Genomic DNA, 11,537 nt, shown 5'->3' with positions numbered 1-11,537 from the left:
CATAGCCACACGATTCCGCTGGAATAACAGAAGAAGCCCAACAGCGGCAAGCCATCTGTCCCAGGAGGCATCCGCCATCCATCATATGTCTCCCCCCATGTGTCCGTTGCGGCACATCCGCCCGCAGGACGAGATGCCGCTTGCGGCACCGCACGGTCGTTGCTATCGACCGGCAGGTCGGCTCTTCTGCCGGCAAGGACTTAACGCCAAGCGGTCAGCCCGATGAAAAAGCCTTCACGCAAGCAGGCCAAGGCCAGACGCCTGGCCATTCCGGCCTCCGTCCCACGGAGCGGGGCACCCGCCCCGGCCGAGGCGGACGCCGGCTTCGGCCGGGCGCTGACCCTGCACCGCGAAGGACGCACGGCGGAGGCGGAGGCCGGCTACCGCGCCGTGCTGGCCGGCGATCCCGGCCACACCAACGCCAACAACAACCTCGCCATCATCCTGCGCGCCCGCGGCGACTGGCAGGAGGCGCTGGACTGCTACCGCCGCGCGCTCGCCCGCAACGCCGCCGACCCCTTCGTCCACAGCAACCACGGCTGCCTGCTGCTCGACATGGGGCATGCCGCGGACGCGGAGGAGGCGCTGCGCACCGCCATCCGGCTGAAGCCCGACTATGCCGAGGCCCATTTCAACCTCGCCAACATCCTGCGCAACCGCGGCGACCGCGAGGCGGCCAAGGCCGCCTATGGCGAGGCGCTGCGCCTGAAGCCCGACATGGCGCAGGCGCTGTGCAACCTGGGCGACCTGCACAAGGGAGCGGTCGAGCTCTCCCGCGCGGTGGAATGCTTCGTCGCCGCGCTGAAGGCGGATCCGAAGATGGCCGAGGCCTGGAACAATCTGGGCGAGACGCTGAAGGAGATGGGCCGCATCGAGGAGGCGATCAACGTCTTCCAGAAGGGGCTGGAGGCCCATCCCGCCCACGCCCTGATGCATTCCAATCTCCTGCTGGCCCTGCACTACACCCCGGCCGTCCCGCCCGAGACCATCTTCAAGGCCCATGCGGTGTGGGGGCAGCGCCATGCCGACCCGCTGCTGCCCGCCGGCAAGCGCCACGCCAACCCGCGCGATCCCGAACGCCGCCTGCGCGTCGGCTATGTCTCGCCCGACTTCTGCGCCCATTCCGTCGCCTTCTTCGCCGAGCCGCTGATCCGCGAGCATGACCGCAAGCAGTTCGAGGTGTTCTGCTATCACGCGATCGCAAGATCGGACATGGTCACCGAACGGCTGAAGGGGCTGGCCGACGGCTGGCGGTCGCTGGTCGGGGTGGACGACGCGCAGGCCGCGGCGATGATCGAGCGGGACGGCATCGACATCCTGGTCGACCTGACCGGCCACACCGCCAACAACCGGCTGGCCCTGTTCGCCCGCAAGCCGGCGCCGGTCCAGGCGACGTGGCTGGGCTATCCCGACACCACCGGCATGCGCGCCATCGACTGGCGCTTCAGCGACGCCGTCGCCGAGCCGCCGGGCGAGGCCGACCGGCTGAGCAGCGAGCGCATCGTCCGGCTGCCGCACGGCTTCCACAGCTACCGCCCGCCGGTCGACGTCGCCCCGCCGGCCGAGCCGCCGTTCCGCGCCAACGGCCATGTCACCTTCGGCTCCTTCAACAACACCTCCAAGGTGACGGGAGAGGTGGTGCGGGTGTGGTCGGAGATCCTGAAGCGGGTGCCGGACTCCCGCCTGATCGTCAAGAGCGCCCAGATGGGCGACGAGGAGACGCGCCGACGCTACCTGAACACCTTCGTCCAATGCGGGATCGACGCCGGCCGCATCGAGCTGCTGGCCCGCATCGACGCCGCCGACGGTCACCTGCGCGCCTATGACCGCATCGACGTCGCCCTCGACCCCTTCCCCTACAACGGCACCACCACCACCTGCGAAGCCCTGTGGATGGGCGTGCCGGTGGTGTCGGTGACCGGCGCCAACCATGTCGCCCGCGTCGGCGCCAGCCTGCTGACCCATTGCGGGTTGAGCGAGCTGGTGGCCTCCGACGAGGCGGGCTACATCGCCATTGCGGCTGGCCTAGCCGGCGACCCGGAGCGCCTCGCGACCCTGCGCCGGACCATGCGCGACCGGCTGGACGCCGCCCCGCTGACCGACTACGAGGGCTTCGCCCGCGGGGTCGAGGCGGCCTACCGCGCCATGTGGCGGGACTGGGTGGCCCGCAGTGCCGCCGCCTGAGGACTGGAGGGAGGAACGGCGCGCCGCCTATAGCCCGCGCAGCGCCCCGTTGCCGATGTTTTCCAGGAACCAGCGGTAGGTGGCGGCGAAGCCTTCGCGCAGCGGCGTCGCGGCGGTCCAGCCCATCTCCGTCATCCGGCTGACCTCCATCAGCTTGCGCGGGCTGCCGTCCGGCTTGGAGCTGTCGTAGCGGAACCCGCCCTCATAGCCGACGACGTCGCGGATCAGATCGGCCAGTTCGCGGATCGACACCTCGCTCCCGGTGCCGACATTGACATGCGGCTCGCCCGAATACTGCCGGGCCAGGAAGACGAGGCCGTCGGCCAGATCGTCGGCGAACAGGAACTCGCGCTTGGGCGATCCGGTGCCCCACAGCTCGACGAAGGGCTGCCCCTCCACCTTGGCGCGGTGGATCTTGGCCAGCAGGGCGGCGGCGACATGGCCCCCCTGCAGGTCGAAATTGTCGTTCAGGCCATAGAGGTTGGTCGGCATCGCCGAGATGAAGTCGCAGCCATACTGGCGCCGGTAGGCCTGGCACAGCTTGATGCCGGCGATCTTGGCGATGGCGTACCACTCGTTGGTCGGCTCCAGCGGGCCGGTCAGCAGGGAGTCCTCGCGCATCGGCTGCTCGGCCAGCCGGGGATAGATGCAGGACGATCCCAGGAAGACCAGCTTCTTCACCCCCGCCCGGTAGGCGCCGTGGATGATGTTGGTCTCGATCGCCAGATTGTCGTAGAGGAACTCGGCCGGCCGGGTGGAGTTGGCGAGGATGCCGCCGACGGTGGCGGCGGCGACGAAGACCAGGTCCGGCTTCGCTTCGGCCATCCAGTCCTCGACCTGCGATTGGCGGCGCAGATCGACGCGCTCGCGGCCGACGGTGATCAGCGCGCACGGCTCGCGCTCCAGGCGTCGGACGATGGCAGCACCCGCCATGCCGCGATGCCCGGCCACCCAGACCCGTTTGCCCTCCAGGGAGAAAAGCGATTCCGTCCGCACCCTGCGCCCCATGCCGCTATGAAAAGCCGCTGGTGTCGTAGCATCGGGCCGGCGGGGAATCCAGTCCGCTCCACTCGACTTGACAAGCGCCGGCCCGGCGCGGGATCGTCCGCCCGCTCTTCGGGCCGGCGCCCGGCAGCAGCCGACATGGGCCGCCGACGCGGGTGGCCAGAACAGGGTTCCATCATGATTCCGAACTTGGCGTTCACCTGGCAGCTCACGGAGGTCCACGGCTGGGGACTGGTGGGTGTCCACACCGCCCTCTACCTCGCAGACATGGGCAAGCCGCCGCTGCTGCTCGAAAAGCCGTTGATCGGCACCCTGCGTCCGGAAAACCGCGCCAAGCTGCAATCTCTGGAGGCCACCTACCAGCAAATCACGGCAATGGCCGACAACGCCAAGGGCCACATGCTGCTGCTGAAGGAGTTCGACCTCCTGCACGCGCTGGGCAACGGCTTTTCCATCGGAACTGCCTCCACCCGCTTCCGCGGCCGGCGCAACATCGGCGTCATCGCCTATGAGGACACCCGCTTCACGCCACAGGTGATGGCCCGCGCCCGCCAATACGACCGCATCGTCGTGCATTCGACCTACAACAAACAGCTTCTGGAAATCTGGGGCTTCGACAATGTCGGCCTCGCCTTCCAGGGCATCGACCCGACCGAGATGGTGGAGGCGGAGCCGAGCGGCCGCTTCGGCGACCGCTTCGTCGTCTTCTCCGGCGGCAAGCTGGAGTTCCGCAAGGGCCAGGACATCGTGCTGGCCGCCTTCCTTGCCTTCCGTCAGCGCCACCCTGAGGCGCTGCTGGTCACCGCCTGGCAGAATGGCTGGGCCGATGTCGCCATGACCATGGCGGAATCGCCGCTGGCATCGAAGCCGCCGCGCATCCTGCCCAACAAGATGGTCGACGTGAAGACCTGGGCCATGGAGAACGGCGCCGACGAGGAGGGCTTCGTCGATCTGGGCTTCCTCGGCCGCCACCAGATCGCCGGAATTCTGGCTGACTGCGATGCCGCCGTCTTCCCCAACCGCTGCGAGGGGGCGACCAACCTCGTCGCCATGGAGGCGATGGCCTGCGGCGTCCCGGTGGTGCTGTCCAACAACACTGGCCACCGCGACCTGCTGAAGAGCCCGGCCCAGGGCGACGATCTGTGCCTGACGCTGGACCGGCAGGTTCCGGTCGCCGACCGCGACGGCAGCCGCTTCGGCTGGGGCGAATCCTCGGTCGACGAGCTGGTGGAGGCGCTGGAGCACATCTACGCCGACCGTGCCGCCGCCAAGGCACGGGCCGACCGCGCCAAGGCCTTCATCCGCACCGAGCGGAGTTGGCGCGCCTTCGCCGAGGCGTTCGTCGACGCCACGCAGTGACCGTCCTTGATGGTCCCCCCTGGACTCCAAGGATCTGACGCCATGACGATGCCCGTGTCCGCGAATCTCCGGTCTGTTCCCTTGGCGACGCTGGACGAGGCCCTACGGGCTGCGCTGCGCGGGGATACCGCCCGGTTGCATGAGCTGTGCAGCCTCCATCCGGACTCCGCCGATTTCCGCCATCTGGCCGAGCTGAGTGCGGCAGGAAGGGTGGCTCTCGCCTCCCCTCACCATGCCCTGGAACGCGCCTGGGAGCACCATGGCGGCGAGCGGCTTCTCCTGGCCCGGGTGGCCTACCAGACCGCACTGGCGGTGGCCCCCGCCAACCGTGAAGCACTGAGCGGGCTTGGCATCTTGCGGATGCGCTTCAACGACATCCCCGGCAGCCTGACCGCGCTCACCCGTGCCGCCAACCTGCTGGGACCCACGTTGCAGGCCGCCGATCTTCACCAAACGGATCGGGAACTGGAGATCCGCTTCGGCATCCTGGCCGCCCGGGCATTATCCACGCTTGCCGACATGATCAACACGGCAGCCGACGTGGCGACGGTGCTGTCACGCCTGGCGCTTCCCTTCCGTCACGCCGCCGGGTTCTACCGGGAGCTGGGCATGCTGGTTGCCCGACGGGCGGTCGAGAGGATGAAGGAGGGCGATCCCATCCAGGCCGTCGCCCTGGGACGCTTGTCCGTCATTCTGGAGCCGGGACTTCCCGAAGCCTACTCCAACCTCGGCTATGCCAGCGAAATGGCCGGCTGCTACCCCCAGGCGTATCGCCCCTACCTGCGCGGCGCCCTGGCCAACACCGACCCCAGCCGGCGGGCTTACGCCTACCTGATGCTGAAGCATCTCTGCTTCAGGCTTGGCCTATGGGACCAGTTCGCCGACCTGCTGCCCCACAAGCGCAACTACGGGCCGTTGACCTGGTGGAACACCCTGCACCCGGCTCCCTTGTGGGATGGAGCGCTCAAGCCCGGCACCAGCATCCTGATCTACGCGGAATCCGGCTTCGGTGACGTCATCCAGTGCATCCGCTATGCCGATTATTTCCAAGCCCATGGCATGGAGGTCCACGTCGCCTGCGACCGCCGTCTGGTGTCGCTGTGCCGGCTGGTGCCGGGAGTGACCACGGTCCAGGCGCCGCCTTGCCGAATCGGCAACGTCGACTGGCGCGTCTGGTCTTTCGATCTGTTCTATATGATCGAGCGCGATCCGGTCCGAACCTTCAAGGCGGAAGGTTATCTTGACTTGGCCCGCGGCCCCGAGGTGGGGCCGGTGCTGGAGCGCCGCCCCGGAGAGCTGCTGGTCGGCATCAAATGGACGACCACCGATCCTGCCAAGGACCTGCCGCTCGACGCTTTCGCCAGGCTGCGCGTGCATCCGGGCATTCGCTTCGTCAGCCTGCAGCCGGAGCCGCCGCCAGCCGCCTCGATACTGACGGTCGAGCGTCCGCTCGACGGGTTCTTCGGCGATGCCGAGGATTCCTTCCTGGCCACCGCCCAGGTGATCGGCCAGCTCGACCTGGTCATCACTGCCGACAGCGTGATCACCCATCTGGCCGGTGCGCTCGGTGTCGAGACGTGGGTGGCGCTGAAAGCGGTGCCTGACTGGCGCTGGATGGTGGAGCGGGACGACAGCCCGCTCTACGACAGCCTGACCCTGTTCCGTCAGCCGCTGGGTGAAACCAGCTGGGATAGCGTGTTCGATGCGCTGGAAGCGGTAATGCGCCAACGCCTCGTTGCGGAGGCGTAAAGCAAAACGAGGAGCCTCAGCGCCCCACACCATCCAGCAGGCCGAGCAGACGACGGGATGCGGCTTCCCAGGTGAAGGCGTCCGTCAGGTGGCGGGCGGCATCGCGGCGCTCGCCATCGGGATTGCCGATGACGCGGGCGAGGATGTCGGCCGCCGCCGCCTCGTCCGGATGCCACCAGTCGAGGCCATGGAAGGGCGGATAATAGGCCTCGCTGTAGGGCATCAGCGCCGGACCAGTGATGGAGGGGATCAGGTGGGCGACGCGCGCGTCGAGATAGGTGGTGTAGGCGCTGTGGGCAGGGGCGATCAAGCCGGCGCCCAGGCAGCCCGCCCGCGTGATCGGCAAGTCCCAGCCCTCGCCATGCGACAGGCTGAGATAATGGGTCGCCGTGGCATAAAAGCCGGCCATTTGCCGCTCGTCGTAGCGGTCGGTGAACAGGGCGATGGGCGCTGCCTCCTCCAAACGGCGGCCGACGTCGGTGGCGCTGCGCTCCAGCAGACGACCGACCTGCCGGGCCATCGTCGCCCCGCCCTTGCCCACCTTCACGATCAGGATGGCGTCGTCGTCGGCACGGGTGGCGCGCAACCACACCCGGAACAGTCCGTCCAAATTCTTTCGGGCGACGAAGTCGGAAATGTTGAGGACGCGCACCCGGTAATCCATCACCCTGCGGCCGCGCGGCCCCAGGACCGTCAGGGGTTCGGCCGCCCGGTCCAGCGGGTTGGGAGCAATCCCCGGCGGGCAAACGCCGATGCGGTTTTCCGGATGGCCGGCGGCGATCCAGGCGAGCTTCGAGGACTCGGTCGGCACCACGACGAAATCATGAGCCCGGCTGCGCTCGGCCCAGCCGGCGGGAATGCGCGGCCCCTCGAACATGGTGTAGTTGACGGTGGGCAGGCCGGGAACCGGTTCCACCAAAAGCGGCGTGAGCACGCTCAGCACCAGACGAGGCCGCACCGGATTGCCGAGCCGACCGGCTGCGGCATCGAGAACCGGGTCGGCAAACGCAGGACGCCAGCCATCCTCTCCCGTCAGTCCGACCAGCCGCAAGGTCGTCCCACGCTCCATCAGGCTGCGCACGAAATGTTGGGCGAAATCACCGTAGCCCGACAGAACCGAGAAGGGCGCGCGCATCACCAGCCCGTCCGGTGCCTGGGGGTTTCCGACATCCGCGGCAAGGCGACGATACAGCCGGACCCGGGCAAGGAGGGTGGCGGCATCGCTGTCGGGCAAGGGTTCTCCCAAGGCTTGGAGCACCTGCTCGGCCAGATCCGGACGGCCAAGCGCCAGCCACGCGCTCGCCAGATGGGTGCGCGCGTCAGCCAATGCCGGCGCAGCGGCCAGAACCTCCTCCAGATGCCGGGCGGCGTCGGCCGATGCGCCGTCGGACAGCAGCGCGACCGCCAGCATCACGCGATGTGCTGGATCCTCGGGTGCAAGCCGGGCGGCCCAGCCGAGATGGCGGATCGCTCCCTCGCGGTCGCCCTGGCCATGCAACAGCCCTCCCAACCGGCTGTGCGCGTCGATCCGGCTGGGATCCAGCACGGTTGCAACGCGAAGATGGCCGACAGCCTGCACGCCGGCGCCGGCTTCCTGCTGCACCACCGCCAGATTGATTCGGGCCTGCGCGAACAGCGGGTCGACGCCCACCAACCGAAGCAGCCTGTCCTGCGCCTCGTCATAACGGCCAAGCTCGAACAGGATCACCCCAGTCAGATTGAGGGCGGCGGCATCACAGGGCGCATCGCACAGGACCGCCTCGGCCAAACCCAACGCCTCCTCGCGGTGGCCGGACCGGTAATGCTCGATGGCGCGCGCCGTGTCCTGTCCCATGGGTCCGATCGTCGTAGAAAATTCGTATCGGCCGCTTCGGGCCGGGCTGGGCCGGCATAGCATGGCCTCTTTTGGCCGGTCAACCAGCGCTCCGGCCGTCTGGAGCCAGGTTTCGCCACATGATGCTTGCCCTGCCTTCCCGCGGCACGCTAGGTAGCCGCGTCGCTCCATCCCGCGGCCGGCTCCTCCGCCTTCGAGGTTTTGATGTCCACGCTGCTCGAGCTGTTCTCCCAAGCCGTCACGCTCCAGCAAGCCGGACATCATGGTGAAGCGGCCCGGCTGTACCGGCGCCTTATGGTGCATGCTCCCGACCATCCGGCAATTCTGGCCAATCTGGCCGTCGCCGAAGCCGAAGAGCATAATATCGGCGGCGCCCTGCTCCTCCTGGATCGTGCCTTGCGGATCGAGCCCACCCTGGCCCAAGCCCGCAAGCAGCACGGCAGTCTGCTGCTGCAGGCAAAGAACCTCGCCATCACCCATTACAACGCCCAGCGCTTCCCGGAGGCCCTGCAGGCCATCCGCTTGACGATCCGCTTTGGCGACGACACTCCCCAGACCCGCGCCGTCTATGCCCGGCTGCTGGGCGAAGTGGGTGATCTGGGCGGCGCCGCGGCGGAGTATGATGCCCTTTTCGCCGCCTTGAAGTCCCCCGGCTCCGAAAATGGAGCGCCGCAGCTCGATCCGGCAGCCGGCGGCAACCTCGGCGTGGTGTGGAACGATGTTTTGCTGCTGGGCTGGAGCAGCCATCTGCTGTTGGGAGATCCGCAGTCCGCCGACCGCTACGCCCGGAAGACCCCTCCCTTCACCCTGTCGAACCGGCCGATCTGGGACGGCATCCCCAGGCCGGGCGCCCGCATCCTCTATGCCCTCGACATGGCTTTCGGCGATGCGTTCCAGTATGTCCGGCAGGTCGCGACCCTGAAGGCGCTGGGCATGACGGCGACCGTCGTATGCAACCGCAAGCTGACCCGCCTACTGGCACGCTGCCCGTTCATCGACCAGCTCGTCGCCTCGGGGGAGGCGATGCCGGAGCATGACGCTTGGCTGCTCAGCAGCCGCCATGGCGATCGGGTGAATGCCCATGGCACTGCCGGGATCACCTTTCCCTATATCCATGCCGAGCCGGGCCTGACCGCCATCTGGGCGGCGCGACTGGGAGCATCCGGACGCCTGAGGATCGCCACCAACCTCAGCGCCTCTTCGCCGTTGCGGGATCTGCCATTCTCCGTCCTGGAGGAGTTGGGCGGCCTCGACGGGGTCGAGATCCTGGACATCACCAAGTCGGGAAGCGCCCTGGCCGCCTTGCGGTCCGGTCCTCTTCCTGCCGGCGTCTCCCACATCGGCGATGCGCTCGACGCCGGCCCCGATGCCTTCGTCGAAACGGCCGCCGTTCTGGAGACGGTCGATCTGGTCATCACCACCGACACCTCAATCGCCCATCTGGCCGGCGCGATGGGCCGGCCGGTCTGGGTTTTCTTGCGCTTGATGGCCGACTGCCGTTGGGGCCCGCCCGAGCATCCGGCCCCCCATTACCCCACCATGCGGCTGTTCAGACAAACTGTCCCCGGCAGCTGGGCCGACGTGCTCTATCGTATGAAGCGCGACCTGGTGCCGTTGATCGAAAGTAAGGCTGGCAGTGGCTTCTGGCGTCTGCCCACCTGACACAGGGCCGGCGGCATCGCACGCACAAAGCCTGGTCAGCGTTTGCGCGCCACGAAGATGATCGGCGTTTCCCAATGCAGGCGCCGGGCAAGCCAGATCGCCGGCTCCAACAGGCCGGAGCGGTGGACGAAGGTGACGATGCGCTTGGCGACCGACAGCGCCGCCCAATCGCCGAAGCCCAGCGTGCGCAGGCGCTGCTCGAAGACGCTCCAGCCCCAGTCCAGCACCTCCAGCTTGCCGGGGTGGCGGCCGAGCCAGCGATCGAACCAGGGGCGGTCGATCAAATTGAGGGTGTCGACATAGGCCGGGTCGCGGCCGAACAGCCGGACATAGAGCTTGGCCAGCCCGGCCGGCATCCGCGGCAGCCACAGGATGCCATAATGCCCCTCCCACCAGGAGCCGTAGTTCGGTACGACGACCAGCAGCAGCCCGCCCGGCTTCAGCACACGCAGCGCCTCGTCCAGCACCGCCGCCGGGTCGCCGACATGCTCCAGCACGTTGGAGGAATAGACGATGTCGAAGCTGGCATCCGCGAAGGGGATCGCCTCGCCGGTGGCGTCGCGCACCGCGTCCTCCGGCAGGCCGTAATGGCCGATCAGCCGGCGGCAGACGTCGAGGGTTGAGCTGTATTCGCCCATGCTGGGCTCGATGCCGTGGATGTCCAGCCCATGGGCCGTGCGCCCGCGCACCACGGTCATGCCGCAGCCGGACCCGACCTCCAGGATGCGGGCCTTGTCCGCATCGACGCCGGCGGCCGCGGCGGTTCGCCGCAGTTCCGCCACCTGTTCGTCCGCGCGCGTCTCCGACAGCATGTCGCGCACGACGTCCCCCACCGGCACACGGGTGACGCCACCGATGAAGCCGCTGTCGATGTAGCCGCGGGACAGCAGCCGGCCCAACTCCTCCCAGTCGGGGGGTGCGATGCGCCTCTCCTGTCCCGCTACGGCATCAGCCATTCTTCGTCGCCCGGATCACAAAGATCGTGGCGCTCTTCATCCGGCCCAGCCGGTCCTGGATGCACTCGGCCTTGAAGCCGTTGCGCTCGAACAGCGCAACGATCTCCTCGATCGAATAGAAGGTCTTGTAGGGCGGATAATACCAATCCTCGACCTGTGCCTGGATCGACACGTTGTCGGCACGGCGGTTGATCTCCTGGCCCTTGAGGGCGCAGGCGACCTTGGTCAGCCCGGTGAAAAAGCCGCCGACCAGCTTGCGCCGGGCCGGCGTGTCCATGTAGGCGCGGCAGAAATGGCGCACGCCTTCATGCACCGGCGACAGCCAGGTCTTCAGGTAGAGGCCGAGATAGACGGTGCCGCCCGGCTTGGTGACGGCCATCAGGTTGCGCATGACCTTCATTGGGTCGGGCGCCATCATCGCCACGCCCCAGCACCAGACCAGATCGAATGGACCGAGGTTCGGGTCCAACTCCTGCAGGTCCTGATGATGGAACTCGATGTTGTCGCGGCCGAAGCGCTGGGCCTGCTGACGCGCGGTGGCGAGGCTGTCGGACGACACGTCGACCGACACAACCTGCTCCGCCATTTCCGACAGGATGACGGAGCAGATGCCGTGGCCGCAGCCTGCATCGAGCGCCCGGCCGATCTGCCGCTCGGTCAGGGTCTCCAGCATGTACTTCTTGGTCTCGTCGTAGATCGGCACGAAACGGGGCCAGAAGTCGTCGTAGAATTCTTTGGTCGCCAGATCCATGGGGGTGCCCTCCCGCCCGTTGAGGGCGTCGCTTTGG

At 67.9% G+C, this 11,537-nt stretch carries 8 protein-coding genes; 4 read left to right on the top strand and 4 right to left on the bottom strand.

Annotated elements, in window-relative coordinates; translation table 11 throughout:
* Positions 1-222: 222 nt before the first annotated feature.
* A complete protein-coding gene (locus tag JHL17_RS25330; protein WP_200197460.1) occupies positions 223-2,184 on the top strand; it encodes an O-linked N-acetylglucosamine transferase, SPINDLY family protein in 1,962 nt (653 codons plus the stop codon).
* A 27-nt stretch (positions 2,185-2,211) separates the two neighbouring features.
* Here JHL17_RS25330 and fcl read toward each other — a convergent pair whose 3' ends face one another.
* A complete protein-coding gene (fcl, locus tag JHL17_RS25325) occupies positions 2,212-3,192 on the bottom strand; it encodes a GDP-L-fucose synthase (RefSeq protein WP_282189362.1) in 981 nt (326 codons plus the stop codon).
* Positions 3,193-3,366: 174 nt separating this feature from the next.
* Here fcl and JHL17_RS25320 point away from each other — a divergent pair, with 174 nt between their 5' ends.
* A complete protein-coding gene (locus JHL17_RS25320) occupies positions 3,367-4,548 on the top strand; it encodes a glycosyltransferase family 4 protein (protein WP_200197459.1) in 1,182 nt (393 codons plus the stop codon).
* Positions 4,549-4,590: 42 nt separating this feature from the next.
* Positions 4,591-6,297 carry a glycosyltransferase family protein gene (locus JHL17_RS25315; protein ID WP_200197458.1) on the top strand — a complete coding sequence of 569 codons (1,707 nt, stop codon included), beginning with the start codon at positions 4,591-4,593 and terminating at the stop codon, positions 6,295-6,297.
* A 16-nt stretch (positions 6,298-6,313) separates the two neighbouring features.
* On the opposite strand, the gene JHL17_RS25310 is transcribed toward JHL17_RS25315, so the two are convergent.
* Positions 6,314-8,131, bottom strand: a complete 1,818-nt coding sequence (locus JHL17_RS25310) for a tetratricopeptide repeat protein (RefSeq protein WP_200197457.1) — start codon at positions 8,129-8,131, stop codon at positions 6,314-6,316.
* A gap of 204 nt (positions 8,132-8,335) precedes the next feature.
* On the opposite strand from JHL17_RS25310, the gene JHL17_RS25305 reads away from it, so the two are divergent.
* On the top strand, positions 8,336-9,793 hold the full coding sequence (locus tag JHL17_RS25305; protein ID WP_200197456.1) for a glycosyltransferase family 9 protein: 1,458 nt from the start codon (positions 8,336-8,338) through the stop codon (positions 9,791-9,793).
* A 35-nt stretch (positions 9,794-9,828) separates the two neighbouring features.
* Here JHL17_RS25305 and JHL17_RS25300 read toward each other — a convergent pair whose 3' ends face one another.
* Both JHL17_RS25300 and JHL17_RS25295 read right to left on the bottom strand, forming a co-directional pair.
* Positions 9,829-10,749 (bottom strand): class I SAM-dependent methyltransferase, encoded by a 921-nt coding sequence (locus tag JHL17_RS25300; RefSeq protein ID WP_200197455.1) that lies wholly within the window; start codon positions 10,747-10,749, stop codon positions 9,829-9,831.
* The gene (locus tag JHL17_RS25295) at positions 10,742-11,500 is read right to left on the bottom strand and encodes a class I SAM-dependent methyltransferase (RefSeq protein ID WP_200197454.1); all 759 of its coding nucleotides are present in this window, start codon (positions 11,498-11,500) and stop codon (positions 10,742-10,744) included. The genes JHL17_RS25300 and JHL17_RS25295 overlap by 8 nt, the downstream gene beginning before the upstream one ends.
* Between the last annotated feature and the right edge of the window lie 37 nt (positions 11,501-11,537).

The organism is Azospirillum endophyticum, assembly GCF_016595245.1.
Lineage (GTDB): Bacteria > Pseudomonadota > Alphaproteobacteria > Azospirillales > Azospirillaceae > Azospirillum > Azospirillum endophyticum.
The sequence above is the reverse complement of the archived record's forward strand: the minus strand, read 5'-3'. Positions and strand labels throughout refer to the sequence as shown.

Bases quoted from the DNA above. Each gene is read 5' to 3' on its own strand.
- JHL17_RS25320 (WP_200197459.1), top strand. From the start codon at position 3,367: ATGATTCCGAACTTGGCGTTCACCTGGCAGCTCACGGAGGTCCACGGC.
- JHL17_RS25315 (WP_200197458.1), top strand. From the start codon at position 4,591: ATGACGATGCCCGTGTCCGCGAATCTCCGGTCTGTTCCCTTGGCGACG.
- fcl (WP_282189362.1), bottom strand. From the start codon at position 3,192: ATGGGGCGCAGGGTGCGGACGGAATCGCTTTTCTCCCTGGAGGGCAAA.
- JHL17_RS25300 (WP_200197455.1), bottom strand. From the start codon at position 10,749: ATGGCTGATGCCGTAGCGGGACAGGAGAGGCGCATCGCACCCCCCGAC.
- JHL17_RS25295 (WP_200197454.1), bottom strand. From the start codon at position 11,500: ATGGATCTGGCGACCAAAGAATTCTACGACGACTTCTGGCCCCGTTTC.
- JHL17_RS25310 (WP_200197457.1), bottom strand. From the start codon at position 8,131: ATGGGACAGGACACGGCGCGCGCCATCGAGCATTACCGGTCCGGCCAC.
- JHL17_RS25305 (WP_200197456.1), top strand. From the start codon at position 8,336: ATGTCCACGCTGCTCGAGCTGTTCTCCCAAGCCGTCACGCTCCAGCAA.
- JHL17_RS25330 (WP_200197460.1), top strand. From the start codon at position 223: ATGAAAAAGCCTTCACGCAAGCAGGCCAAGGCCAGACGCCTGGCCATT.